Below are 24,882 nucleotides of genomic sequence, written 5' to 3' on the forward strand. Positions count from 1 at the left end.
CGGTCAGCTGCCGGGACGCGGCGGTGCGGTGGCGATGCCGAGCAGCCCACCGGCCACCGCGAGGTTCTTGAGGAAGGCGGCCCGCGCGTGCGTCCGCTCGGGGCCGGCCGGCAGGTCCCAGAAGGAGAAGACCGCCAGCGTCGTCGGGGCGAGCGAAGCGGTCAGGACGCCGGCCGCGAGCCGCGGGGCGAGACCGAGCGCGAGGGCCGCGCCGGCGCCGACGTGCACACCGGCGTTCACCCGGACGAGCTGCTCGTCCGTGCAGGGCCCCAGCGCGGGCACGGCTGCCCGGAGCCGGGCCAGGAACGGCCCGGCTCCCTGCGCGGGGCCGGCCGGCGCCGCCCACACCTGCCGCCCGCCGTCGAGGAAGACCAGCGCTGCCGCCACGCGGGCGACGGCGGGCAGGATCCGCGGTCGGTACTGCGCCATCGTCGTGACCTCCAGGTGGTCGGGCTGTCGTCAGTCGGTCGGGAACAGCAGCGGGGCGATGCGCTCGATCCCGGACGCCGCGGCCCTCTCGTCGACGTCCCCGTGCGCTCCGCCGACGCCGACCGCGCCGATCACCTCGTCGTCCTCCACGAGGATCGGCAACCCGCCGGGGACGGCGAGCAGTCGCCGGTCGACCTGGGAGGGCGGCGCCACCGCCATCTCCGGCCGCGCGGCGAAGGCCGCGAACGCGCGGGTGCTCTGCCCGGTGACGGCCGCCGTGTAGGCCTTGCGGCGAGCCGTCTCGACGGCGACGGGGCCGACCCGGTCGTCGCACAGCAGCACCACCAGGCCGCCGCTGCGGTCGACCACCGCGACGCACAGCCGCGCCGCGTCACGGCGTCCCGACTCCAGCACCGCCAGCGCTGCCTCGTGGGCCATCTCGAAGGTCAGCGGTGCCCTCATCGGCGCAGCGCGCCCGGTCGCTCGGCGCCGGCCGCCGCGGTGTCCTCACCGCGGACGAGCGCGGCGGCCCGCTCGGCGATGGCGATCACCGTGGCGTTGACGTTGGCACCGATCGAGCTCGGCATCACGGAGGCGTCGGCGACCCGCAGGCCCGTCGTACCGTGCACCACCAGCGACGGGTCGACCACCGCGTCCCGGCCGGTGCCGATCGCGCACGTGCCGCCGGCGTGGTGGGCCTGGTGGGCGTGCCCGCGCAGGAAGGCCTCGAACTCCTCGTCGGTCCGGACGTCGGGCCCGGGCACCGTCTCCCCCGCGATCATGCCCCTGACCTCGGGTGCGGTGAGGAGCCGCCGCGTCATCCGCAGCGTCTCGCGCAGGGCGGCCACGTCGTCGGGGTGCTGCAGGAGGTTCAGCTGGATGCGGGGAGCGGCGTCCGGGTCGGCGGAGCGCAGCCGCACGTGGCCCCGGCTCACCGGTGTGCCGACGGCGTTGAGCGCGATGCAGTGCCGGCCAGGCAGCGGCTTGACCCCGGGGAACCACGGGCGGGCGTCGAAGCCGCCGGCCACGATGCCCAGGAACCCGTCGGGTCGGTCCAGGTCCGGGCGGGACCGGGTGTAGACCGACAGGAGCTCCGGCATCGCCGCGAGCGGTCCGGTGCCGGCCACCGCCCACCGGAGGGCAGCCCACGCGAGCCGGTCGGCGCGCAGGTGCTCGTGGAAGGTGACCGGCTCGGACACGTCGAAGAGGACCGGTGCGGACGGGTGCTCGTGCAGGTTCTCCCCCACGCCGGGGAGGTCGACCAGGGCATCGAGCCCGTGCGACCGCAGGTGGTCGGCCGGGCCGATGCCCGAGAGCATGAGCAGCTGGGGCGAGTTGTAGACCCCCGCCGCCAGGACGACCTCGCGACCCGCGCGCACCGGCGTCAGCCGGCCGTGGTCGAGGAGCTCCACCCCCGCTGCCCGCGTGCCGTCGAAGACGACCCGCCGCACCTGCACCCCCGTGAGCAGGGTCAGGTTGGGCCGGCGCCGCAGCACCGGGCGCAGGTAGGCGGCGGCGGTGCTGTGCCGGCGCCCGCGCCGGATCGACACCTCGCTCTGACCGGCACCCGTCGGGTCACCGTCCTGCGTGTCGTCCGGGAAGTCCACACCCAGGCCGCGGGCACCTGCGTCGAGCCGATGGCCGAAGCTGCCGCGCTCGGTCGCGCGGGCCACCGAGACCGGGCCGCTGCCGCCGTGCTGGGCGTCCGCACCACGCCAGCTGGTCTCGGAGCGGCGGAAGTACGGCAGCAGGTCGTCGTACCCCCAGCCGACGGCCCCGTGCTGCACCCAGTCGTCGTAGTCCAGCCGGTGCGCCCGGACGTGCGTGGAGCCGTTGATCGACCCCGTGCCGCCCACCAGCTTCCCTCGCGGCACCGGGAGCCGGCGGCCACCCAGCCCGGGCTCGGGCTCGGTCTCGTAGCCCCAACCGAGGTCGGTGCGGCCGATCAGCAGCCCCACCCCGATCGGCATCTGCACCAGGAGCCGTCGGTCGGCGGCCGGTCCGGCCTCCACGAGCAGGACCGACACGGACGGGTCCGCCGAGAGCCGGGTGGCGAGGACGCACCCCGCGGTGCCGGCCCCGACGATGACGATGTCGTAGGCGGTGTCGAGCCGGGTACGACGAGCCACGGGATCTCCTTCGATCGCGAGCAGGGGTCGCACGACCGCGGCGAGTCACCCGGTGCGACCTCCGGAACGTAGACCGGCCCGCGTGCCGGAGTCAGCGGGACGGCCATTGACCGGCAACCGGGCCCTGGGCCGGCGCGGCGGCTCCGGTGCCGCCCCGGCGCGACCGTTGCCATTGACCGGCCGGCTCGTCGACACCTGCCGGCGGAGTCGAGATCCTGGGTCCACGGCGGGCGCGGTGGCACGGCCCCATCTCGACGAGGAGCGCCATGGACCCGAGCACGACGATGGAGCCGGCGGACGTCGCTGCCGCGGAGGCGGCCTGGGTCGCCGCGTGGGGCTCCTCGGACCACGACCGGATGCGCCTGCTCATGCACCCCGACTGCCTGGTGGTGCACGGGCCCGTCGGTTCCCAGAGCGATCTGGAGCAGTTCCTCGCCTACAACAGCCACGTCGGCGTGATCAGCGAGGCGCGGGTGCACGACGTCACGACCCGCCGTCACGGCGACGTCATCGTGGTGAGCTGCCTGCAGGAGTCGCGCATCGCGTTCGTGCCCGAGCTGACGCCGTTCGTGATCCAGGCCGCCGTGACCCGGGTCTGGGTGCCCGGCCCGCACGGGTGGCGCCTGGTGCACATGCACATGGCCCGCCGCCAACCGCCCGGCTGACCCGCCCCCCTGGACGAGGAGGTACTCGCATGACGTCGGTGCACACCACCGGGGCCACGGTTCCGCAGGCGGCCGGCACGGTCCTGGTCGTGGGGGCCGGCGGCAGCGGTCTCGCGACGGCCCTGGAGCTGGCCCGCGCCGGGGTGGCCGTGCGCGTCGTCGACGCCGCAGCGGGACCGTGCCGGGAGTCCCGGGGGAACGGGCTGCAGGCCCGGACCCTCGAACTGCTCGACCTGCACGGCGTCACCGACGACCTGGTGGCACGCGGCAACCCCGTCGACACCCTCACCGTGTTCGCCGGCGGCGAGCGCCTGACCGAGGTGGACTTCCGGCTGGCGCCCAGCCGGTTCACGTCGCTGGTGCTCCCGCAGTGCCACACCGAGGAGGTCCTGCGCCGGCGGCTCGCCGACCACGGCGTCGAGGTCGAGTGGGGCACGCGGCTCGAGGCGATCGTCCAGGACCACGACAGGGTGACCGCGACGCTGCAGCACGACGGCGGCTCGACCGAGGCGGTCGTCTCCTGGTTGGTGGGGGCGGACGGTGCCGGCAGCACGGTGCGCAAGCTGCTGGGCTTCTCCTTCGACGGCGTCTCGTTCGAGGAACGCTGGGGCCTGATGGACGCCGCCCTGGACTGGGAGCTGCCCGGTGACCGGATCCGGGTGTTCCGCACCGTCGGCGGCCGGGGGCAGCTCATCACCGTCCCGCTCGGCGGTGACCGCTACCGCGTCCAGACCGACGACATCGACCGCGACGACCGTGCGGCGCCGTCACTGGCGCACATGCAGGAGCTGTTCGACCGCTACTCCGGCGTGCCCGGGACGCTGTCGTCCCCGACGTGGACGTCGTCGTTCCGGGTGCACTGCCGCCAGGTCGTCGCCTACCGGGACCGACGCGTGTTCCTGGCGGGCGACGCCGCGCACATCCACACCCCCGCGGGCGGCCAGGGGCTCAACACCGGGATCCAGGACGGCATCAACCTCGGGTGGAAGCTCGCGCTGGTCGCCGCCGGCCACGCCGGCGCGGAACTGCTCGACAGCTACGAGCAGGAGCGGGCTCCCGTCGCCGCGGCCGTCCTGCGGTTGACCGAGGTGCTCGCCCGCGATCCGGGGCGGGTCAGCGTCTCGGCGCCGGCGGACCGGGTCCAGGTCGCGAACGTCGTCAGCCAGTGTGCGATCACCTACCACGGCGGTCCCCTGGCGGCGACGGAGGACGACGCCGGGAGCGGGCTGCGTGCCGGCGACCGGCTGCCCGACGTGCTCGTGGACGGTCAGCGGCTCCACGAGCGGCTCCGCACAGGCCGGGTGACCGTCGTACGGCTGGGGGCGGCCGAACTCCCGCACGTCGCCTCGGCGGCCGTCGATCTCTGGGACGTGGACACCACCGCGCCGGACCAGCCGCTGGCCGAGGCGCTGGGCTTCCGGGACGGCCTGGCGGTCATCCGGCCCGACGGGTACCTGGGCTGCTCGACCGCCAGGGCGGACGGCGCCACCGTGGTCCAGGACCACCTCGCCGACGTCCTCCGCCTCTCGGACGACCCCCACCGACGACGGCCCACCTCGTCGGCTCCCCCGCTGGCCGCCTCGACGAGATAGCCGACCGACGGGCAGCCACGCGCGGGCCCCCTCGCCGGCGCCGTCGCCGCCTGGTCCGGGCGGGTGCGGCGACGGCCAGGACAGGCGGGGTGTCCTAGCATCGCCGACCGTGAGCGCGTCCGCAGCGAGTCCGCCCGGTCCCGACCGCCCGGCTGCCGCGGACTTCGACGCCGGTGCGCGACCCGGGTACCTCCTGCGGCGGGGCGTGAAGCAGCTGTCCCAGCTGTGGACGGAGCGGGGTCTGGAGATGACGGTCCCGCAGTTCGCGATCCTCGTCGAGCTGGCCCAGTCCGACGGGCTGGACCAGCGCACGCTGAGCGACCGGGTGCTGATCGACCCGTCGACGGTGACCGACATGTGCCGCCGACTGCTCGCCCGGGGCGACATCGAGCGGGAGCGCGACCCGGCCGACCAGCGCCGGTACACGGTGCGGATCACCCCGGCCGGACGGGCGAGCCTCGCCCCGGCCCTGCCGGTGGTCCGCGAGATCGACGACCTCCTGCTCGCACGGCTGACACCCGCCGAGCGTGAGCTGTTCGTGCAGCTGTTCCGCAAGGCGCTCGGCCTCGACTGACTGCGCTCGACCCCCGACCCGGCGGGAGACCGTCAGGCCCGCGAGCGCGCCAGGTTCGCGTTGAACCGGAAGACGTTGTCGGGGTCGTAGGTCTCCTTGAGGTCGACCAGTCGCTCCCACGTCCCGCCGTACACGGCCGACGTGCCGCCGTCCTCGTCGCCTCCGGCGAAGTTGACGTAGCTGCCGCCACTGAGGTGCGGCCGGAACACCTCGTACACCCTGCGCACCCACCCGATCGACTCGTCGTCGGCTGCCACGTCGTCCCACAACCCGATGATGTTCATCGGCCACCGGGCCTGACGGTGCGGGAACGCGGTCGCGTCCTGACCGACGCGGGCCACCGCACCGCCCAACCTGAGCACCTCGAACTGGCAGGACGGGTGGGGCATCGTCGCGGCACACTCGACCAGGGCCGTGAGCAGGTCGTCGGGGAGCTCGTCCAGGAAGCCGGCCTTCGCGTAGTGCCGACGACCGTGCACGAAGACGTGGTCCATCTGCTGCTGCGACGCCACCCACGGCACGACGCCCGCGACCACGGCCGCGGTCGGCAGCCGGCCGACCAGCTCGCCGATCACCCGCTCGCCCTCGGTGACGTCCCCGGCCCAGAACAGCGGCATGAGCAGGACCGGCACACCGCGCAGTCGGTCCGGGACCCACTCGAAGCCCGGTCCCTCCGGCGCACCACGGAACAGCGAGATCCAGGACAGGTCGTCGGGCACGTCGTCGTCGCCCATCACCGAGCGCCACACCCGCAGCGCCTCCTCGGCGTGCTCGAGCTCGACGATCGACGCCGCGACGTACACGTCGGGCCCGAAGTCGTGGCAGCGGAGCCGGAACTCGGTGACGATGCCGAAGTTCCCGCTCCCGCCACGCACGGCCCAGAACAGGTCCGCGTTCTCCGTCTCACTGGCCTCCACGACCTGCCCGTCGGCCAGCACCATCTGCACGGACTCGAGGCTGTCGATGGTCAGGCCGAACTTCCGCATCAGGTTGCCGAACCCGCCGCCGAGGATCAGGCCGCCGGCGCCGGTGTGCGAGATGGCGCCGGCCGGCACCACGAGTCCATGGGGTGCGGTCGCCTCGTCGAGGCCCCGCAGCAACGCCCCTCCCTGCACCGTGGCCCGCTTCGCCGCCGCGTCCACGGAGACCGCGGACATGGCCGACAGGTCGACCACCAGACCGTCGTCGTCGCAGACGCTGTAGCCGGGCGCACTGTGGCCGCCGCACTTGACCGCGATCGGCAGGTCGACCTCGCGCGCGAAGCGCACGGCGGCCGCGACGCCGTCGACGTCGCGCGGCTGCAGGATCATCCGGGGTCGGCGGTCGATCATGCCGTTCCACAGCCGGCGGGCCGCCTCGTACCCGGGGGTGCCCGGCAGCAGGACGGCCACCCCGCTCTCGCCCAGGACGTCGTCGGCCGTTCGCAGCTGGGTCACAGGAGCTCCCCTCGTCGGAATCAATGCGTGTACGCATGGATATGCGACCGGCCTGGGCGTCGGCAAGAGCCGCGTCATTGAGCGGACACCAGCTGGCCGGCGGTCCTCGCCCGGCCCTCGGCGCCCGTCGGCCCATCACCGGAGGCGTCCCCGGTGACGAGCGCGGGACGGCGTCAGGCCCGGAACCGCTCCATCGTGTGGACCGTCAGGCCCTGCAGGCTCGCTGCCCCACCGGGTGCGGAGACGCGCAGGGCGACCGGCCCGGCGACGTCCACGCGGACGGCGGCGGTGTCGCCCCCGCTGAACACCTCGGCGAGGCCGGCGTCGAGCAGCAGCCGCAGGTGGTCCCCGGCGTCGGGCAGCCGCTCGTCCGGCCGACCCGGTCGGCCCACCGTGAGGCCGCGCTGCCCGTCGCCGGATGCAAGGACCAGCACCTCCACCCCGTCGGCCAGCACGGTCAGCCGGAGTCCGCCTGCTCCGGCCCGGGTCGCGATGCCGATGTCGAGGAAGGGGTCGAACGGCCCGAGGACGACCGGCTCGACGTCGACCTCGGTCGGGCCGAGGTCGGCCACCAGGCCCGACCGGAGCGTGTCGACGTCCGGGTGCGGGTCGATCGTGACCCGGTCGCCGTCCAGTCCGAGCAGCACCGGCAGCGACAGCGCCCCCGCCCAGGCCGGGCCGGGCGCCGCCGACTCACGCACCCAGGACACCGCACTGCGCCGGCGCTGGTCGTCCAGGAACGACGTGGTGGCATACAGGGCGTCGTTGGCGGTGAACCGCTGCCAGGTCGACGGCTGGAACCGACCGTCGTGCAGGTCCCCGACGGAGCACGCGACGTACTGGGCCAGGCCGTCGTGCCAGACCGACAGCAGCAGGACCCAGCGGTCCTCCAGCGGGAAGAGCTGGACGCACTCCCACACCGACCCGGTCCAGACGGGATCCGTCTCGGTGGTGGGGCGTTCGGCGAGGACCCCGTCGAACGTCCAGGTCGACAGGTCCGGGGAGGACCAGGACAGCGCCGTGCCGCGGCCGTCGGTGAGCCCGCCCCCGATGACCATCGACCAGCCGTCCCCGTCGCGCCGGACGGCCGGGTCGCGGAACTGGGTGAAGGGCAGACCGTCCGGCGGCCCGGCGACCACCGGCTCGCCCGGGTCGACCACCCAGGTGCTCCAGTCGCGGTCGCCGCGGGCCCGCACGACCGAGCCGACGTCCAGGGACTCGCCCGCGACCCGCGTGTAGAAGATGCTCGGGGCGCCGTCGTCGTCCACGACGACCGCGCCGGACCAGCAGCCGACCTCGTCCGGTCCCGGCGTCAGGGCCACCCCGACCCACTCCCACCGCACCAGGTCGGGACTGGACATCTGGCCCCACCCGCAGGCCGGGCTCCACTCCGGGGCCGCGGGGTTGTACTGGACGAACATCTCGTAGCGCCCGCCCGTAGGGCCCTCGTGCCAGGTGACGCCGAGCGGGTCGTTGATCCAGCCGGACTGCGGGGTCACGTGGAACCCAGGACGCACGCTCACTCCTGACCGGGACGGGGTGCTCACCATCACGGGTGGGGCCACGTCGGCTGTCCCGGGGAGCTGCTTGCGAATGTAGTGGGGGCCAGGGCGGTGCCGACATCGGGCACCCGCCCCCACGGCTCCCCTGGAGCCGTACGGGCGGGGACGCCGACTCGCGGCGTCCCCGCCCGGTGGCGGACGTGCTCGGTGCCCCGGCTCAGCCCTTGACCGACCCGGCGGTCAGGCCACGGACGAAGTACCGCTGCAGCGACAGGAACACCAGGATCGGCACGAGCATGGTGAACAGGCCGCCCGCGGTGAGCAGCTGCCAGCCCTGGCCCTGGTTGCCCAGCAGGGACACCAGCGCGATGGTCAGCGGCTGGTTCGACCCCGGACCCACGAAGATCAGCGCGGCCAGCAGGTCGTTCCAGACCCAGAGGAACTGGAAGATCGCGAACGAGGCCAGCGCGGGCGTCGACATCGGGATGATCAGCCGCCAGAACGTCTGGAAGTGGCTCGCGCCGTCGATCTTCGCCGACTCGATGATCTCCTTGGGCAACGTGGCCATGTAGTTGCGGATGAGGTAGATCGCCAGCGGCATGCCGAACCCGATGTGGGCCAGCCAGATGGCCAGGAACGTGCCGCTGATGCCGAGGTCGCCGTACAGCTTGAGCAGCGGCACCAGCGCGACCTGGGTCGGGACGACCAGCAGGGCGACGATCATCACCATGAGGAAGTCACGGCCCTTGAACTGCATGAACGTGAACACGTAGGCCGCGAACGCAGCGATCAGGATCGGGATGATCGTCGCCGGCACCGTGATGGCCACGCTGTTGACGAACGCCTCGCCCATGTTGGCCCGGCTGAACACGTCGCTGTAGTTCTGCAGGGTCACCGACGGCGACGTGAAGATCGTCCACCAGCCCGACGAGTTGGCCTGGTCGGCGGGACGGAAGGACGTGACCGCCAGCCCCAGCGTGGGGATGATCCAGAGGGCACAGAGCAGGCCGACGACGATCCGGACCCACAGCGGCGACTTCCCCCCCACATCCGGCTTCTTCCCTCCCCGCGCCTTGGTGTTGCTGCCGACACTCGCGGTGTCGCTCTGCAGCTGGATGGGGGTGGCGACGGTGCCACTGCTCATCGGGAGACCTCCTCAGCGCGGAACTGCCGGATCTGGTAGGTCATGATCGGGATCATCACGAGCATGAGCATGACGACGATCGCCGCGGCGTAACCGGCGTTGCTGTTGGTGAAGAGCTGGTTGTAGAAGTCGACCGCGATGACGTTGGTGCCGAAGTTGCCGTTCGTCATCACGTAGACGATGTCGAAGGTCTTGAGGACCGTGATCAGCACGGTGATGAACACGGTGATCAGCGAGGTCCGGATCTGCGGGACCACGACCCGGAAGAAGATGGCCCCCTCGCCGGCACCGTCGAGGCGGGCTGCCTCCAGGGTGTCGACCGGCACGCCCTTGATGGCAGCGGACAGCAGGACCATCGCGAAGCCGGCCTGCAACCACATGAGGATGACCATCAGCAGGAAGCTGTTCAGCTTGCCGCTGGAGATCTGCAGCCAGTTCACCGGGTCGCCACCGACCCCGGTGACGATCCCGTTCAGCAGTCCGACCTGCTCCTGCGAGGCCGGGCTCGCCGCGTAGACGAAGCGCCAGATCGCCCCGGCGCTGACGGCCCCCACGGCGAGGGGCAGGAAGATGAAGGTCTTGGCCGTCTTCTCGGCCCGGGGCTCGAGGCGGTCGGCGAGCGTGGCGATGAGCAGACCCAGGACGATGGTGCCGGCCGGGACGATGATGATCCACAACAGCGTGTTGACCAAGGTGGTCTGGAACGCCGACGACGCCAGCAGATCGGAGTAGTTGGACAGACCGATGAACTGCGTGCTGCTGGCGTTGGCGAAGCTGAAGATGATCGTCTGCACGGTCGGGTAGATCAGGTAGACGCCGATGGCGGCCAGCGCCGGGAACAACCACAGGAACGGTTTCACCCGCTCCTCCCACCGGCCGGGGAGGAGCTCGCCGAGCTTGTTCAGCAGGTAGAAGACGGCGACCGCACCGCCCACACCGGCGAGCACGGCGAGCAGCGCATTGGCGATCTTGATGCCCATCAGGGCCCATCCTCTCTAGGCAATGCGGGATCAGGGCCCGTGTGCCGGCCGCCGCCCGGCGGCCGGCACACGGGATCGTGCAGCTAGGACGCAGGCCAGCTGGCCTCGATGTTGTCCAGCGCCGTCTGGGCGTCGATCTCGCCCGCGATCCAGGCCGTCATCTCCTTCCAGAAGGAGCCGGAGCCGACGGCACCGGGCATCTGGTCGGACCCGTCGAAGGCCCAGTCGGTCGCCTCGTTCTGGATCGTGGCGAAGTTCCGCGAGGTGTCGCTCGGGTAGTTCGCCGGGTCGACGTCGGAGCGCGGCGCCAGGTACGACGTCAGCTCCTTCGCCATCTTGTTCTGGAAGTCCACCGAGGCCATGTAGGCCAGCGTCTTCTGGGCCGACTCGTTGTCACCGCTGAAGAGCCCGGCGAGGTCACCACCGCCGAGGACCGGCGAGGAGTCGGCACTGGTCCCCGGCATCGGGAACACGCCGACCGTGTCGTCCAGGGTGTCGACGACGGCGTCGGGGAAGAAGCCCTGCTGGGTCAGGAAGTTGCCCTGCCGGTACATGTAGCAGCCGGGAGGCGTGTCGAACATCGGGTTGCCGGCGGTCTGGAAGTTGTTGCTGGCGATGGCCTCGCGGCCACCGTTGGTCTCGCCCGGGGCGAGCAGCAGCTCCTCCATCTGGTTCAGGACCTCGAGCACGCGCGGGTCGTTGAACGGGATCTCGTGCTGGACCCACTGGTTGTAGACGTCGGACCCGTAGTTGATCAGCATCAGGTTCTCGACCCAGTCGGTGGCCGGCCACCCGGTGCCCGGCCCGTTCTCGATGCCGAAGCACCAGGGCGTCGTCCCGGTGGCGGCGACGGTCTTGCTCAGCGACAGCAGGTCGTCGAACGTCGCGGGCGGGGTGGTCAGCCCGGCCTGCTCGGCGCCCGCCTTCGGGTAGTAGACGACGCTCTTGATGTTGGAGCTCATCAGGATCCCGTACTGGGTGCCGTCCTCGCCCTGGCCGGCCTCGATGGCCCCGGGCAGCATGTTCGCCTCGAGGTCGTCCATGTCGACCGCCTCGGAGACGTCGGAGAGCACGCCCCGCTCGGCCATCGTGCGCAGGATCCCGGGCTGCGGGAAGATCGCGATGTCGGGCAGCTGGTTGCCCTGCACGCGGGTGTTGATCAGCGAGTTGAAGTCCGGCGTCGGCGAGAACTGGATCGTGACGTCGTTCTGCCCCGCCCACTCTTTCATCACCGACTGGAACACCTGGTCCTGGTTGCCGGTGAACCCGTACATCAGCTCGATCTCGTTGCTGGTGTTGTTGCTCCCGCCGCCCCCGTCACCGCCGCTGCTGAGACAGCCGGACGTGAGCAGGGTGACGGCGCCGACGGCGATCGCCGCACCGATGGTCGATCTGTTGCGCATGAGGACTCCTCTGAGAACCGTGCTCCCGGCCTGCTCGGCCGGGAGGACCACCAGGGGCGGCGGGACGATCCCGCCGCACCGAACGAGTTGCGGGCGCCGACGGCCCACGGGTCACGCCCGTGGGCCGGTCGCCTGCCGGACGTGAGTCGTCACGCCCGTGCACGGCCGAGGCCGCGGCGCGGTGTCCGGGGACCCGCGCGCGGTGCGTGCCGCCACCCGGCCGTCACCGGGCGGCCCGAGCGGCGACACGCCCGCAGGTCACACGCGCGTGGAGCCCGAGGGACGCTGACGGTCACCGGTGTCCACGCGCCGGCCGGTCTCGGTGGAGAAGACGTGGACGTCGTCCGGCGAGACCTGCAGGTGGACGACCTCGCCCTTCATCGGGGGCTTCCGGCCACCCACCCGGATGGTCAGCAGCCGCTCGCTGGCGCTGGCCACGGACGCACCGCTCTGCTGCAGGGACCCGTAGGCGTAGGCGTCCGACCCGAGCTCCTCGACGACGGCCACCTCGAAGGGGAAGCCGGCGCCCTCCCCCACCAGCTCCACGGCCTCCGGGCGGAACCCGATCGTCGCCGTGGACGCCCCGTTGAGTGCGCTGAGCGTGGTCGTGGGCAGGGGGATGTGGTGCTGGCCGAGCAGGGCACCCGAGGAGTCCAGCCGGACCTCGACCAGGTTCATCGCCGGCGACCCGATGAAGCCCGCGACGAACACGTTGTCGGGGCGGTCGTAGAGGTTGCGCGGGGTGTCGACCTGCTGGAGGTAGCCGTCCTTGAGCAGCGCCACGCGATCGCCCATGGTCATGGCCTCGACCTGGTCGTGGGTCACGTAGACGGTGGTGGTGCCCAGCCGGCGCTGCAGCGCCGCGATCTCCGTACGGGTCTGCACCCGGAGCTTGGCGTCCAGGTTGGACAGCGGCTCGTCCATCAGGAAGGCCTGGGGGCTGCGCACGATGGCCCGCCCCATGGCGACCCGCTGGCGCTGGCCACCGGACAGGGCCTTGGGCTTGCGGTCGAGGTAGGCGTCCAGGTCGAGGATGCGCGCTGCCTCCTCCACCCGCTTGCGGATCTCGTCCTTCTTCATCCCGGAGATCTTGAGCGAGAAGCCCATGTTGTCCGCGACGGACATGTGCGGGTAGAGCGCGTAGTTCTGGAACACCATCGCGATGTCCCGCTCCTTGGGCGGCAGGGAGGTCACGTCCTTGTCGCCGATCCGGATGTGACCCTCCGTCACGGCCTCGAGGCCGGCGATCATCCGGAGAGCGGTCGACTTGCCCGATCCGGACGGGCCCACGAGGACGAGGAACTCGCCGTCGGCGATCTCGAGGTCCAGGGCGTTGACCGACGGCCGTTCGGCGCCGGGGTACTGCAGTGTCGCCTGGTCATAGGTGATGGTTGCCATGTCAGCGTCCCCTCAGTGGGAATGGTCGAAGGAAGAGCACGGCGGCCGGGACAGTGCTCGGGACACCAGGAACACCGGGCCCTCGTGCCGTCGGTGCACCTTGTCAGGTGCCTGTGTCCAGCACCACATGAGGGTCGATCTCGGAAACCATTCCGTTACATGTTCGGGGCTTCGGTGAGGTGACGAGAAGATGAGATACGGGTGACGTCAGCGGACGGTGGGCCCGGACAGCTGGTAGGAGCGCAGCTCCGGCCGTGCCGAGCAGAGCGTCGCCGCGGCGTCCAGCAGGGGCTCTGGCGCGAGGATCAGCACGTCGCTCGTGGTGGTCCCGCCGTCCTCGCGCACGACGCTCACCTGCCCGGCGAGCGTGCGCGGACCCGCCCCGGCGTCCGTCCCGTCCGGGGCCGGCGCGGGGTCGCAGGTCAACAGCACCGACAGCGGCAGCAGGGCCTCGTCCGCCGCCTCGATGCGCAGCGGGCCGCTGCCCGAGATGTCCATGCCGGAGCCGACCGAGGCCAGCTCCTCGACGGTCGTCGGGCGCAGCCCGTCGTTGCGGACGGTGACGAAGTACTCGACCTGGCCACCCAGCGGGGTCGTGGAGGACGAGGAGACGCCGAGGGTCACCGACAGGCGCACCTCCCGGTCCGCCGCGCGTCCCGCCGCCCAGCTCCGGTACCCCAGGACGGCGGCGGCCAGCACAGCCGCCGCGACCAGGCAGACTGCACCGGCCCGTACCCCCCGGGACAGGGAGCGCCAGCGGTGCCCCCAGGACTCGCCCAGGGGATCGCCCTCGAGCACGTCGAACCCCTCGTGGCTCTGCACCGGCCCATGGTCACCGCCGCCGGCCGGGGCGACAACCACCCGGCTCCTGCGCGGCCGGCGTACCGGAGCGGGCCGTCGACCGCTCACCCGCGCGGGCACGGGGGCAGGCTGTCGCCATGGAGATCCGCCACCTCAGGTGCTTCCTCGCCGTCGCGGACGAGCTGCACTTCGGCCGGGCGGCTGCACGGCTGCACATGACGCAACCGCCACTGAGCCAGCAGGTCCGGTCGCTGGAACGCGAGCTGGGCACCCGGCTGTTCGAGCGCTCCAGCCGGAGGGTCGCGCTGACCGCCGCGGGAGAGGCGCTGCTGGCACCGGCACGGCGGATCCTGGACGAGGAGGCGGTGGCCTCGCGGGTGGTGGACGCCGCACGGGTCGGCCAGGTCGGCCGGGTGCGCATCGGCTTCGCGGGGACGACGGCCTACGGGGTGCTGCCGACGTTGCGCCGGCGCGTCGCCCGGGAGTTCCCGGGCATCGAGATGGTCCTGCACAGCCAGGTCTACTCCGAGGCCGCGGCCGGCCTCGTCCAGGACGGCGAACTCGAGTTCGGGTTCGTCAGCCTCCCGGTCCGCCCGGCGCTGGACTGGCTGCCGCTCACCGTCGAGCGCCTGGTCTGCGCCCTGCCGGCCGGTCACCGGCTGTCCGAGGCCGACCACGTGGACATCACCGAGCTGGCCGCCGAGGAGTTCGTGGCCTTCCCGCACGCCCGGGGCTCGGCGGTGCGCGACCTGGTGATGCGCGCCTGCCACGACGCGGGCTTCACCCCCGACGTCGTCCAGGAGTCACCCGACCCGTTCAGCCTGCTGACCATGGTGGCCGCCGACGTCGGGGTCGCCCTCGTCCTGGAGTCGGCGGGCCGGGTCCAGCTCGACCAGGTCGTCATCCGGCCGCTGCGGGACGACGTGCAGCTGGCCGTCGGCCTGGCCTGGTCGCGGCCGGCGGTCTCCCCCGCCGTGCTGACGGTGCTCGACGTGGCGCGCCGCACGTTCCCGGTCGCGGCGGGCACCCCGTGAGACCCGCCGCCGGGCGGCGGACCGGGCCGCGACCGGCCGGCCACCAGCCCGCTCGGACTCCGGGACCACCGTGCTTGCGTGGCGTCGAGCGGCCCGCCTAGTCTCGGGGTCCCCGCTCCCGCGCGGTCGTCGAGTCCCCCGCTGGGCGCGGCCGGGTGAGGCAGTCGACCCGCACCGCCGCCCCGAGGACGGATGAAGCCCCGCGACATCGTCTTCGACCTGATCGGCGAGCACCCGGAGAGCCTCGGCGGCGGCGCCCGACTGCAGGCACTGACCGACCTGCTGGGCGGTCTCGGGGTCGGCGAGGAGACCGCGCGCATCACCCTGGCCCGCATGCGCACCGAGGGCTGGTTCGCCCCTCGTCGCGACGGGCGGACCACGCGCTACATCCCCACCGACGCCTGCCGGCGTCTGGTCGCGGAGCGCCGGGCGACGGTCTCCCGACGGCGGCGGGACGCGTGGGACGGGCAGTGGCGGATGGTCATCTACCGGGTCGCGCTCCCCGACCGGCCCGAGCGGGAGAGGCTGCGCCAGGTCCTCACCCGGCTCCGCTTCGGTCCGCTCACGGCAGCCACCTGGGTGAGCCCGCACCCCGTGCTCGCCGACGTGGAGGCCGAGCTCGGCCCGGTGTCGGCCCTGCGCTTCGAGCTGCTCACCTGCCGGACCTGGGGGCCGGGCGGCGACCGCGACATGGCCGCGCGCTGCTGGGACCTCCCGGCGATCGACCGGGAGGCCGCGCGGCTGCTCGACCGACTGGACGTGCTGCCGGCGCCCGACGCCCTGCGCACCCTCCCCGGCGAGGACGCGCTCCGGCTGCGCATCGAGCTCTCCGGCGCCGTCCGCAGCTTCGCCGCGCGTGACCCCGACCTGCCCGCCCAGCTGCTGCCGGGCACGTGGGCGGGGCAGCGCGCGCACCTGCTGTTCGAGCAGGCGCACGAGGCACTGGACCGACCGGCCAGGGCGTTCGTCGAGGCAGTCGTGCAGCGGCACGGCGGTGCCGCCGCGCACGGCCCGGCCACCGGGGCGTGAGGACGGCGGGACCTGAGCACGGCTGGACCTGAGGACCGCGGGCGCGCCCGGCCTCACCCGGCGCGAGGAGGCTCGCGTCACCCCCTCTGGCGCCGGGGCAGCCGGAGGCCGTACCGTCGCGCTTGAACGGTGGTTCAACCCTTCGAGCTGCGCAGGTGGAGGTCCGATGCCCTACCGGGCGACCGCGGGTACCCGCCGCCGTGCCGACGAGCGCCGCGCCGCGCTGGTCCGGGCAGCCCAGACCATCGTGGCCGAGCACGGTTTCGCCGGGGCGCGGGTCACCGAGATCGCCCAGGCGGCCGGGACCAGCGCGGGCTCGCTCTACTCCTACTTCAGCAACCGGGACGAGCTGCTGGCGGAGGTCTTCCGCCGGGCCGCCGCCCACGAGCTGCTGGTCGTCCGCGCGGCGGTGTCCGCGGCCGGCGAACCGGCCGGGCGCCGACTCGAGGCGCTGGTGCGGACGTTCGCGGGCCGCGCGCTGCACGGCCGCCAGCTGGCCTGGTCGCTGCTCTTCGAGCCCGTGTCGACCCTCGTGGACGCCGAGCGGCTGGCGTTCCGGCAGGCCTACGCCGGCCTGGGCGAGGACATCGTCACCGCCGGGATCGGCCAGGGCGTCTTCCGCGACCAGTACGTGCCGCTCGCCGCCACGGCCCTGATGGGCGCGATCTCCGAGGCCCTGGTGGGCCGGTTGCGCCCGGTCGCCGACGAGTCGGACGCCCCCTCGATCGAGTTCCTGGTCCGCGAGATCGGGACGTTCTGCGCCCACGCCCTGGCACGCACACCACCCACCACCGAGGAGAGCCCCCGATGAGCCGGACACACGAAGTCCTCAACCAGCCCCCGCCGCGGACCGACGTCGACGAGTTCGGGTCCAACACCGCCCTGGTCGAGGCGGTCGACCGGTTCGGTGCCGGATGGGCCGGCGCCGAGCTCACCACGGTGGGGCAGCTGGTCGGCAGCGCGGGGTTCCAGCACGACGCCGAGCTGGCGAACACGCACCCGCCGGTCTTCACCGCGCACGACCGCCAGGGCCACCGCATCGACCACGTCGAGTTCCACCCGGCCTACCACCGGGTGATCCGCGACTCGGTGGCGCACGGCGCGCACACCCGCTGCTGGGCCGCGCCGCGGCCCGGTGCCCACGTGGCCCGTGCCGCCACGTTCATGATGTTCGCGCAGGTGGAGCCGGGTCACTCCTGCCCGGTCAGCATGACCCACTCCGTGGTGCCCGCGCTGGCGTTCGCCCCCCAGGTGGCCGAGCAGTGGCTGCCGCGGGTGCTGTCCGAGGAGTACGACCCCGAGCTGCGCGACCCGGCCACCAAGGGCTTCGCGCTGTTCGGCATGGGGATGACGGAGAAGCAGGGCGGCTCCGACGTCCGCGCCAACACGACGGCGGCGGTCGACGCCGGCGACGGGACGTGGCTGCTCACCGGGCACAAGTGGTTCTGCTCCGCCCCGCAGTCCGACGCCTTCCTCGTGCTGGCCCAGACCGGCTCCGGGGTGAGCTGCTTCCTCGTGCCCCGGCGGCTGCCCGGCGGCGAGCCCAACAACTTCTTCATCCAGCGGCTCAAGGACAAGCTGGGCAACAAGTCGAACGCCTCCAGCGAGATCGAGCTCGACCAGGCCGTCGGCCAGCTGATCGGGGAGGAGGGCCGGGGCGTCCGCACGATCATCGAGATGGTGAACCAGACGCGGCTGGACTGCATCCTCGGCTCGGCCGCGGGCATGCGCCAGGCGGTGTCCGAGGCCGCCTGGCACGTCCGCCACCGGTCGGCCTTCGGTCGCACCCTGATCGACCAGCCCGCGATGACCGCGGTGATCGCCGACCTGCAGCTGGAGGCGGAGGCCGCCACCTGGACGGCCCTGCGCATGGCGTCGGTGCACGACCACGACGACGAGCAGTCCCGGGCGTTCGGCCGGCTCGGGACAGCGGTGGCGAAGTACTGGGTGTGCAAGCGGGGCCCGGGGCACGCCTACGAGGCACTGGAGTGCCTGGGCGGCAACGGCTACACCGAGCAGTTCCCGCTGGCCCGGCGGTACCGGGAGCAGCCGGTCATGGCCATCTGGGAGGGGTCGGGCAACGTGATCGCCCTGGACGTCCTGCGGGCGATGCAGCGGGAGCCGGCGTCCGTCGAGGCGTTCTTCGCCGAGGTGGAGCTCGCCTCCGGGCAGCACCGGGTGCTGGACGACCACGTCAAGGCGACCCGGGAGCTGGTCGACCTGGCCGCGACCGACCCGGTCGGCGCACCTGGGCTGGCCCGGCGCCTCGTGGAGTCGATGGCCCTCGCCCTGCAGGCCTCGCTGCTGGTCCGCGAGGCCCCGACCGCCGTCGCCGACGGCTTCCTGCACGGCCGGCTGGGCAGCGACCGGTGCCTGGAGTACGGCTCGCTGCCCTCGGGCAGCGTGGACCTCGCGGCGATCACCGCCCGCGCCTGACCGCGCTCGGCACCGCGACCCGGCCGGCAGGCGGGTCGCGGTGCCGACCGGTCACCACCTCGATCGATACCGATGACGTATCGCAGGGGCGCCCACTCGGACTTGGACAGGATCGATCCCCGGGGCGCACTGTGTCGTGCGTCTCACTGCACGGCTCGTCGGTGAGGCCCGGCCTCGATCGAGGAGACGACAGTGGCAGCGCAGCCAGCACTGGACCGACCACCGGCACACGACCTGAGGAAGGCCCGGCGGGCCGGTGTGACCGCCTTCGTAGGGACGACCGTGGAGTGGTTCGACTTCTACATCTACGGCACCGCCTCGGCGCTCGTGCTCGGCAAGGTGTTCTTCCCCGAGGCCTCCTCGGCGGTGGGCACCCTGGCCGCGTTCGGCACGTTCTGGGTGGGCTTCCTGGCCCGGCCCCTGGGCGGCATCGTCTTCGGGCACCTCGGCGACCGCTACGGCCGCAAGTCCGCGCTGATCGCGACGCTCTCGCTCATGGGGGTGGCGACCTTCTGCATCGGCCTGCTGCCGGGCTACGCCTCCTGGGGTGTCGCGGCGCCCGTCGTCCTGATCCTGCTGCGGATGGTGCAGGGGGTCGCGGTCGGCGGCGAGTGGGGTGGGGCGGTGCTCATCGCCACCGAGTACGCACCCCCGGGGAAGAAGCTGCTCTACGGGGCGTTCGCCCAGCAGGGTTCCCCGGTCGGCAACCTGCTGGCGACCCTCGCCTTCCTGGCCATCGCCCAGCTGCCGGACGCCGCGTTCGAGTCCTGGGGCTGGCGGCTGCCGTTCCTGGCGTCGGCCCTGCTGGTCGGGGTGGGCATGTTCATCCGGCTGCGACTGGACGAGACCCCGGAGATGGCGCGCCTGCTGGAGTCGAAGAAGACCAGCCGGGTGCCCCTGCTGCAGCTGCTGCAGCAGTACCCGCTGGTCGTGGCGCTCGGCGTCTGCGCCGGAACCGCGGGCGTGGCGATCACCTACGTGAAGACGACGTTCGCGCTCAGCTGGGCGACCACGGACCTGGGCTTCACCCGGTCCAGCTTCCTGACCGTCATCACGATCGCGCTGGTCATCCAGGTCGTCGTCCAGCCGTTCGGCGCCGTGCTGGGCGAACGGCTGGACCTCCGGCGGGCGGTCCTGATCATGCTGCTGCCCGAGCTGGTCCTGCTGCCGCTGATGTTCGTGCTGATCTCCACGGGCTCGTTCTGGCTGGCCGTGCTGGGCATGGGCCTGGCCACCGCCCCGCATGCGATGTACTACGCCGCGATGGCCGGCATGCTCGCCCGGGTCTACCCGGTGGAGATCCGGTACACCGGCCTGTCGGTCACCTACCAGCTCTGCACCACGATCTTCGCCGGCACCGCACCGTTCGTTGCCCAGTACCTGCTCAACGCCACCGGGTCGATCTGGTCGGTCGTGGTGCTGGGGCTGGTCTACGTCGGCATCACCCTGGCCGCCGTCCTGGCGCTGATCTCGCGCACGGTGTGGCGGGACGGCAAGGAGTCGGTCCCCACCCCCGTCGAGGAGCGCGTCTCGTGAGCACACCGGTCCACACCCGTACCGCCGACCCCACCCTCGAGCGGGTGCTGGGGCGCCTGCTGGACGACGGGCAGCTGGCCTGGCTGGCCCCGCACCTGGACGAGATGGGCCGGGTCGCGGTGACCGAGCTGGAGGACGCCGCCCGCACCGCTGACGTCAACCCGCCGCGGCTGCGGCAGTGGGACCCCTCCGGCGACCGGGTCGACGAGGTCGTCCACCACCCCGCCTACCGGGTGATGGAGGAGATCGCCTACGACCGGTTCGGGCTGGCCGCCATGTCGCACCGGCCCGGCGTGCTGGGCTGCCCCACCACCGCCCCGCACGTGGCCAAGTACGCGCTGAGCTACCTGTTCGTGCAGGCAGAGTTCGGGCTGGCCTGCCCGGTGTCGATGACCGACTCCGCGGCCCGGGTGCTGCGGCTGTTCGGCGCGAGCGAGTTCTCCGAGGCGATCGACCGGCTCACCTCGACCGACCGGGAGCACGCCTGGACCGGCGCGATGTTCATGACCGAGCGCGCCGGGGGCACCGACCTGGCGCAGACCGAGACGGTCGCGACCGACTGCGGCGACCACTGGGAGCTCGAGGGCCGCAAGTGGTTCGCCTCCAACGTGGCCGCCGACGTCGTCCTGACGCTGGCGGTGGTGCCCGGTCAGGGCGAGGGCACCCGCGGCCTGGGCATGTTCTACGTTCCCCGGACCACGCCCGACGGCCGGCGGAACAGCTACACGATCGACCGGCTCAAGGACAAGATGGGCAGCCGGTCGATGGCCAGCGGCGAGGTCACGCTGCACCGGGCGTGGGCGCAGCCGGTCGGGGAGCTCTCCCGCGGGTTCCTGCAGATGGCCGAGATGGTGAACGTCTCGCGGCTGTCCAACGCGATGCGCTCGGCGGCCCTGATGCGCCGGGCCACCCGGGAGGCCGTCGAGCACGCCCGCGGTCGCGTCGTCTCCGGCCGGGCGCTGTTCGACCAGCCGCTGATGCGGGTCACCCTGCTGTCCCTGGCCCTGCAGGCCGAGGCGGCGCTCACCCTGGTGCTGGACACCGCAGCGGTGCTGGACGCCGCCGACGCCGGCGACGCGCGGGCCCGCAGCCTGATCCGGGTGATGACCCCGCTGGCGAAGTACACGATCTGCAAGGAGGCCCGCCGGGTCACCGGAGAGGCCATGGAGGTGCGCGGCGGCAACGGCTACATCGAGGACTGGGTCGACCCCAAGCTCGTCCGCGACGCCCACCTGCCCTCGATCTGGGAAGGCAGCTCCAACGTCATCGCCCTGGACGTGCTGCGCTGCCTGCGCCGGGACGCCTCGCACCGGGTGCTCGCCGACCACGAGACCACCCGCCTGGACGCGGTGACCGACGTCGACGCGCAGCCGGCGGCGGCCTGGCTGCGGGCTCGCTGGGCCCGGCTGCGCGCGCGGGGCGAGGAGCTGCTCACCCGGCCCGAGGCCCGCCAGCAGGCACTGGTGGGCTCCTACGCCCGCGACCTGGCGACCACCATGATGGCCACGTCGCTGCTGGTGCAGGCCGACCACGACCTGGCCCGGCAGGCGGGCTCCCGGACGCTGCTGGTCGCCTACAGCTGGCTGCTCACCCTCGACGGGGTGCCGGTGGACGAGCTGGCCGTCGCCCAGGAGGAGCTGGCCGCCGTCGTCGACGGCGGGCACGTCGCGGCCGGCGCGGTCGAGGCGCTGCTCGCGGAAGCGGGTTGGGCCGGTGCCTGAGGCGAGCGGGCACGACACCGGACAGCCGGGCTCGCCGAGCCTGCCGCTGGCCGGGATCCGGGTGGTCGACCTGTCCAAGATCCTCGCCGGGCCCTACGTGACGATGTCCCTGGGTGACCTGGGCGCCGAAGTGGTCAAGGTCGAGTCACCCGGCACCGGTGACCCGACCCGGACCTGGGGGCCGCCGTTCTCCGGGCCGGACGCCACGTACTACCTGGCGACCAACCGCAACAAGCGGTCCGTCGTGCTGGACCTGAAGTCCGCCGAGGGCCGCGAGGTCGTGGACCGGCTGCTGCAGACCGCCGACGTCGTGGTGGAGAACTTCCGGCCCGGCAGCTCGCTGGCGCGGGAGTACGACCACCGGGAGCTCGCGGCCCGGTACCCCTCGCTGGTGGTGCTGCACATCTCCGCGTTCGGCGACACCGGGCCGCTGCGGCACGAGCCGGGCTACGACATGGTGGCCCAGGCCGCGGGCGGGCTGATGTCGCTCACCGGGGAACCCGGCGGCCCGCCGATGAAGGCCGGCTACGCCATGGGTGACCTGGGCGCGGCGCTGTTCGGCATGATCGGCGTCTGCTCGGCGCTGGTCGCCCGGGAGCGCACCGGCCGAGGCGGCTACGTGACGACGTCGCTGTTCGAGTCGCAGCTGGCCCTGCACATCAACTGGGCGACCGGGTACTTCGCCACCGGCGTCGACCCCACCCCGCTGGGCTCCGGGCACCCGAACCTGGTGCCGTACCAGGCCTACCCGGCCGGCGACGGTCACCTGGTGATCGCCGTGGGCAACGACGGCCTGTGGCGCCGGCTGTGTGCCTGCCTCGGCGTCCCGGAGCTCGCCGACGACCCGGCGTACGCCACCAACGCCGCACGGGTCGAGCACCGCACCGAGCTGAACGACCTGCTGGAGCGGGCCCTCGCCGGCCACCCGGTCGATCACTGGTGCGCGGTGCTGGGCGCCGAGGGCATCCCGGTGAGCCCGATCCGCACCCTGGCCGAGGTGTACGCCAGCGAGCAGACCGCCGCGCTGGGCATGGTGGGCACGGTCGAGCACCCCGTCGTCGGGCCGCTGCGGCAGGTGGGCTTCCCGGTCAGCTACGACGGCGCCCGGCCGGCGGCCCGCTCCGCGCCGCCGCTGCTGGGCGAGCACACCGAGGAGGTGCTGCGCGAGCTCGGCTACGGTCCCGACGAGATCGCCCGGTTCGGGCAGTCGTGACCGATCGAGAGGACACCATGGGCCCCGACGGAGCACCGGCCGTGCTGTACGACGTCGACGGGCCGGTCGCCACGATCCGGCTGAACCGGCCCGCGGTGCGCAACAGCGTGGACGGGCCGACCGCGCGGCTGCTGCGCGAGGCGTTCCACCGCATGGCCGACGACGACGCGGTGCGGGTCGCCGTGCTGGCCGGGGAGGGCGGCACCTTCTGCGCCGGTGCCGACCTGACCGCGGTGGGTGACCCGGCGCGACGCAACGACCTGGACCCCGACGGCGGCGGGGAGGGGCCGATGGGCCCCACCCGCACCGCCCTGTCCAAGCCGCTGATCGCCGCCGTCAGCGGTCACGCGGTGGCCGGCGGGCTGGAGCTGGCACTGCTGGCCGACCTGCGGGTCGCCGAGGAGGACGCGGTGCTCGGCGTCTTCTGCCGCCGCTGGGGCGTGCCGCTGATCGACGGTGGCACCGCGCGCCTGCCCCGGGTGGTGGGCCTGGGCCGGGCACTGGACCTGGTGCTCACCGGCCGGCCGGTCGACGCGGCCGAGGCGCTGTCGATGGGGCTGGTCGACCGGGTGGTGCCGCGCGGCGGGGCGCTGGCGGCCGCCCAGCAGCTGGCCGCCGAGATCGCCGCCTTCCCGTTCGGCTGCATGCTCGCCGACCGCGCCTCGGTGTACGCCGGGCTGGACCTGCCGCTGGCCGAGGCGCTGCGCGCCGAGGGCGCATCCGGCACCCCGCTGGTGCTGGCCGAGGGCGTCGACGGCGCCGCCCGCTTCGTCGCCGGCGAGGGCCGGCACGGGTCCTTCGGCGACGCGGGTCGGTGACGGGCGCCGCGCCGGGTGCGGCCTCGCCGCGCACCCGGCCGGTCGGCGGCTGACCGCACCGCCGGCGCGTGCCTGAGACGGTGATCCCGGTCAGCACCGACACCCGGTCCTCGGTGAGGTCGGTCATCGCCGCGTGCACCCCCTCCCGCCCGACGCCGGTCTTCAGGCCGAACCGCCTGTCGTCGACCCGGGCGAAGGCCTCGTCGACGGAGTCCACGACGTCCAGGACGACGACCGCCCGTGGACCAGCACCCGCGCTCGGCGGATCCCCTGGACAGGAGGGAGACGATGAACCGGGCCGCATCGGCGACCCCCGACGTCGGGAGACACACCGTGCGGGCGTACACCCCAGCCGACAGCGCCGCCGTCGTCGACCTCGTCGTGGCAGCCGGCATGTTCGCCCGCGAGGAGGCCGGCTTCCTCGCCGACGGCGTCCTGGACGCGGACGACGACGGCGGCACCTGCGTCGTGGCGGACGCCGAGGACGGCCGGGGACTGGCCTCGGTGCTGTTCTACCGACCCGAGGAGTCCTCGGACCGGGGCTTCGACCTGACGATGATCGCGGTACGGCCCGACCTGCAGGGCGGTGGGCGCGGCGCCGCGCTCATGCGCCACGCCGAGGACGACCTCCGGCAGCGGGGGCAGCGACTGCTGGTCGTCCGCACCTCCGGCACACCGCAGTACGACCGGACGCGCGCCTTCTACCGCGGCCTGGGCTACGCCGAGCACAGCCGGGTGCCGGACTACTGGACCGACGGCGACGACCTGGTCGTGTTCAGCAAGCGCCTGGACGGGGAGACGCACGACGGGCGGTGATCGGCGCGGGGCGGCCCGGACGCCGCCCGGCCGGGCCGAGCACGATCAGGCCGGTGCGCGCGGCTGCCCGGCCGGGTCAGCCGCTGGCTCGCCGTGCCCCCGCGCGGCGGCGCGGGACGGCGCCCTGGCCCTGCCGCCACCGGTCGGCGCGGGCCTCCTCGGCCAGCTGACGAGCGGCGACGACCGTGGCGGGCTCGGCCGGCCGGGCGCCAGCGCGCACGGGTCC

At 73.3% G+C, this 24,882-nt stretch carries 23 protein-coding genes; 12 read left to right on the plus strand and 11 right to left on the minus strand.

The features are described from left to right. Positions 1–3: 3 nt before the first annotated feature. Genes G1H19_RS06865 through G1H19_RS06875 form a run of 3 tightly spaced genes read right to left on the minus strand, consistent with a single transcriptional unit; the run spans position 4 to position 2,558 of the window. Positions 4–429: a DoxX family membrane protein gene (locus G1H19_RS06865; protein ID WP_152728396.1), complete on the minus strand. Its 426-nt coding sequence runs from the start codon at positions 427–429 to the stop codon at positions 4–6. Between the two features lie 30 nt (positions 430–459). Beyond that, the gene (locus G1H19_RS06870) at positions 460–891 is read right to left on the minus strand and encodes a GlcG/HbpS family heme-binding protein (protein ID WP_152728394.1); all 432 of its coding nucleotides are present in this window, start codon (positions 889–891) and stop codon (positions 460–462) included. Next, positions 888–2,558 carry a GMC family oxidoreductase gene (locus G1H19_RS06875; protein WP_162392651.1) on the minus strand — a complete coding sequence of 557 codons (1,671 nt, stop codon included), beginning with the start codon at positions 2,556–2,558 and terminating at the stop codon, positions 888–890. The genes G1H19_RS06870 and G1H19_RS06875 overlap by 4 nt, the downstream gene beginning before the upstream one ends. A gap of 266 nt (positions 2,559–2,824) precedes the next feature. Here G1H19_RS06875 and G1H19_RS06880 point away from each other — a divergent pair, with 266 nt between their 5' ends. The 3 genes from G1H19_RS06880 to G1H19_RS06890 all read left to right on the plus strand — a co-directional run bounded on the left by G1H19_RS06880 (position 2,825) and on the right by G1H19_RS06890 (position 5,389). Then, complete coding sequence (locus tag G1H19_RS06880) at positions 2,825–3,223, plus strand: nuclear transport factor 2 family protein (RefSeq protein WP_152728380.1); 399 nt, start codon at positions 2,825–2,827, stop codon at positions 3,221–3,223. A 29-nt stretch (positions 3,224–3,252) separates the two neighbouring features. Continuing rightward, positions 3,253–4,815 carry an FAD-dependent monooxygenase gene (locus G1H19_RS06885; RefSeq protein WP_152728378.1) on the plus strand — a complete coding sequence of 521 codons (1,563 nt, stop codon included), beginning with the start codon at positions 3,253–3,255 and terminating at the stop codon, positions 4,813–4,815. Positions 4,816–4,924: 109 nt separating this feature from the next. Then, positions 4,925–5,389 carry a MarR family winged helix-turn-helix transcriptional regulator gene (locus G1H19_RS06890; RefSeq protein ID WP_152728376.1) on the plus strand — a complete coding sequence of 155 codons (465 nt, stop codon included), beginning with the start codon at positions 4,925–4,927 and terminating at the stop codon, positions 5,387–5,389. 32 nt (positions 5,390–5,421) lie between these two features. Here G1H19_RS06890 and G1H19_RS06895 read toward each other — a convergent pair whose 3' ends face one another. The 7 genes from G1H19_RS06895 to G1H19_RS06925 form a co-directional block, all read right to left on the minus strand. Continuing rightward, positions 5,422–6,825, minus strand: coding sequence for an FAD-binding oxidoreductase (locus tag G1H19_RS06895; RefSeq protein WP_162392652.1), 1,404 nt, complete (start codon positions 6,823–6,825; stop codon positions 5,422–5,424). A 173-nt stretch (positions 6,826–6,998) separates the two neighbouring features. Beyond that, positions 6,999–8,342: a glycoside hydrolase family 32 protein gene (locus tag G1H19_RS06900; protein ID WP_162392653.1), complete on the minus strand. Its 1,344-nt coding sequence runs from the start codon at positions 8,340–8,342 to the stop codon at positions 6,999–7,001. Positions 8,343–8,544: 202 nt separating this feature from the next. Next, positions 8,545–9,471, minus strand: a complete 927-nt coding sequence (locus G1H19_RS06905) for a carbohydrate ABC transporter permease (RefSeq protein WP_152728369.1) — start codon at positions 9,469–9,471, stop codon at positions 8,545–8,547. Next, entirely contained in the window at positions 9,468–10,451 is a 984-nt protein-coding gene (locus G1H19_RS06910; protein ID WP_152728367.1) for a carbohydrate ABC transporter permease, read from the minus strand. Before G1H19_RS06910 ends, G1H19_RS06905 begins: the two co-directional genes overlap by 4 nt. An 83-nt stretch (positions 10,452–10,534) precedes the next feature. Continuing rightward, on the minus strand, positions 10,535–11,854 hold the full coding sequence (locus tag G1H19_RS06915; protein ID WP_152728365.1) for an ABC transporter substrate-binding protein: 1,320 nt from the start codon (positions 11,852–11,854) through the stop codon (positions 10,535–10,537). 258 nt (positions 11,855–12,112) lie between these two features. Beyond that, positions 12,113–13,252 carry an ABC transporter ATP-binding protein gene (locus tag G1H19_RS06920; RefSeq protein WP_152728363.1) on the minus strand — a complete coding sequence of 380 codons (1,140 nt, stop codon included), beginning with the start codon at positions 13,250–13,252 and terminating at the stop codon, positions 12,113–12,115. 207 nt (positions 13,253–13,459) lie between these two features. After that, positions 13,460–14,074: a hypothetical protein gene (locus G1H19_RS06925; RefSeq protein WP_152728361.1), complete on the minus strand. Its 615-nt coding sequence runs from the start codon at positions 14,072–14,074 to the stop codon at positions 13,460–13,462. A gap of 116 nt (positions 14,075–14,190) precedes the next feature. Here G1H19_RS06925 and G1H19_RS06930 point away from each other — a divergent pair, with 116 nt between their 5' ends. The 9 genes from G1H19_RS06930 (at position 14,191) to G1H19_RS06970 (ending at position 24,656) form a co-directional block, all read left to right on the plus strand. Beyond that, positions 14,191–15,087, plus strand: coding sequence for a LysR substrate-binding domain-containing protein (locus G1H19_RS06930; protein ID WP_152728359.1), 897 nt, complete (start codon positions 14,191–14,193; stop codon positions 15,085–15,087). Positions 15,088–15,279: 192 nt separating this feature from the next. Further along, on the plus strand, positions 15,280–16,116 hold the full coding sequence (locus G1H19_RS06935; protein WP_152728357.1) for a PaaX family transcriptional regulator: 837 nt from the start codon (positions 15,280–15,282) through the stop codon (positions 16,114–16,116). A 166-nt stretch (positions 16,117–16,282) separates the two neighbouring features. Next, positions 16,283–16,927 (plus strand): TetR/AcrR family transcriptional regulator, encoded by a 645-nt coding sequence (locus G1H19_RS06940; RefSeq protein WP_152728355.1) that lies wholly within the window; start codon positions 16,283–16,285, stop codon positions 16,925–16,927. After that, a complete protein-coding gene (locus tag G1H19_RS06945; protein WP_152728353.1) occupies positions 16,924–18,552 on the plus strand; it encodes an acyl-CoA dehydrogenase family protein in 1,629 nt (542 codons plus the stop codon). The genes G1H19_RS06940 and G1H19_RS06945 overlap by 4 nt, the downstream gene beginning before the upstream one ends. 192 nt (positions 18,553–18,744) lie before the next feature. Next, positions 18,745–20,088 carry an MFS transporter gene (locus tag G1H19_RS06950; RefSeq protein ID WP_162392654.1) on the plus strand — a complete coding sequence of 448 codons (1,344 nt, stop codon included), beginning with the start codon at positions 18,745–18,747 and terminating at the stop codon, positions 20,086–20,088. After that, positions 20,085–21,809 carry an acyl-CoA dehydrogenase family protein gene (locus G1H19_RS24435; RefSeq protein WP_202925846.1) on the plus strand — a complete coding sequence of 575 codons (1,725 nt, stop codon included), beginning with the start codon at positions 20,085–20,087 and terminating at the stop codon, positions 21,807–21,809. The genes G1H19_RS06950 and G1H19_RS24435 overlap by 4 nt, the downstream gene beginning before the upstream one ends. Continuing rightward, complete coding sequence (locus G1H19_RS06960) at positions 21,802–23,022, plus strand: CaiB/BaiF CoA transferase family protein (RefSeq protein ID WP_162392655.1); 1,221 nt, start codon at positions 21,802–21,804, stop codon at positions 23,020–23,022. The genes G1H19_RS24435 and G1H19_RS06960 overlap by 8 nt, the downstream gene beginning before the upstream one ends. Continuing rightward, positions 23,019–23,840 carry a crotonase/enoyl-CoA hydratase family protein gene (locus tag G1H19_RS06965; RefSeq protein ID WP_217269519.1) on the plus strand — a complete coding sequence of 274 codons (822 nt, stop codon included), beginning with the start codon at positions 23,019–23,021 and terminating at the stop codon, positions 23,838–23,840. The genes G1H19_RS06960 and G1H19_RS06965 overlap by 4 nt, the downstream gene beginning before the upstream one ends. A gap of 288 nt (positions 23,841–24,128) precedes the next feature. Further along, positions 24,129–24,656 carry a GNAT family N-acetyltransferase gene (locus G1H19_RS06970; protein WP_152728351.1) on the plus strand — a complete coding sequence of 176 codons (528 nt, stop codon included), beginning with the start codon at positions 24,129–24,131 and terminating at the stop codon, positions 24,654–24,656. A gap of 76 nt (positions 24,657–24,732) precedes the next feature. On the opposite strand, the gene G1H19_RS06975 is transcribed toward G1H19_RS06970, so the two are convergent. Continuing rightward, entirely contained in the window at positions 24,733–24,876 is a 144-nt protein-coding gene (locus G1H19_RS06975) for a hypothetical protein (protein WP_162392656.1), read from the minus strand. Between the last annotated feature and the right edge of the window lie 6 nt (positions 24,877–24,882).

It is taken from the genome of Goekera deserti (assembly GCF_010685995.1).
GTDB classification, from domain to species: Bacteria; Actinomycetota; Actinomycetes; order Mycobacteriales; family Geodermatophilaceae; genus Goekera; species Goekera deserti.

What these genes read in the sequence shown, in the direction of transcription:
- G1H19_RS06865 (WP_152728396.1), bottom strand. Translation starts at nt 429, where the DNA reads ATGGCGCAGTACCGACCGCGGATCCTGCCCGCCGTCGCCCGCGTGGCG.
- G1H19_RS06870 (WP_152728394.1), bottom strand. Translation starts at nt 891, where the DNA reads ATGAGGGCACCGCTGACCTTCGAGATGGCCCACGAGGCAGCGCTGGCG.
- G1H19_RS06880 (WP_152728380.1), top strand. Translation starts at nt 2,825, where the DNA reads ATGGACCCGAGCACGACGATGGAGCCGGCGGACGTCGCTGCCGCGGAG.
- G1H19_RS06885 (WP_152728378.1), top strand. Translation starts at nt 3,253, where the DNA reads ATGACGTCGGTGCACACCACCGGGGCCACGGTTCCGCAGGCGGCCGGC.
- G1H19_RS06905 (WP_152728369.1), bottom strand. Translation starts at nt 9,471, where the DNA reads ATGAGCAGTGGCACCGTCGCCACCCCCATCCAGCTGCAGAGCGACACC.
- G1H19_RS06910 (WP_152728367.1), bottom strand. Translation starts at nt 10,451, where the DNA reads ATGGGCATCAAGATCGCCAATGCGCTGCTCGCCGTGCTCGCCGGTGTG.
- G1H19_RS06915 (WP_152728365.1), bottom strand. Translation starts at nt 11,854, where the DNA reads ATGCGCAACAGATCGACCATCGGTGCGGCGATCGCCGTCGGCGCCGTC.
- G1H19_RS06920 (WP_152728363.1), bottom strand. Translation starts at nt 13,252, where the DNA reads ATGGCAACCATCACCTATGACCAGGCGACACTGCAGTACCCCGGCGCC.
- G1H19_RS06930 (WP_152728359.1), top strand. Translation starts at nt 14,191, where the DNA reads ATGGAGATCCGCCACCTCAGGTGCTTCCTCGCCGTCGCGGACGAGCTG.
- G1H19_RS06935 (WP_152728357.1), top strand. Translation starts at nt 15,280, where the DNA reads ATGAAGCCCCGCGACATCGTCTTCGACCTGATCGGCGAGCACCCGGAG.
- G1H19_RS06940 (WP_152728355.1), top strand. Translation starts at nt 16,283, where the DNA reads ATGCCCTACCGGGCGACCGCGGGTACCCGCCGCCGTGCCGACGAGCGC.
- G1H19_RS06945 (WP_152728353.1), top strand. Translation starts at nt 16,924, where the DNA reads ATGAGCCGGACACACGAAGTCCTCAACCAGCCCCCGCCGCGGACCGAC.
- G1H19_RS06970 (WP_152728351.1), top strand. Translation starts at nt 24,129, where the DNA reads ATGAACCGGGCCGCATCGGCGACCCCCGACGTCGGGAGACACACCGTG.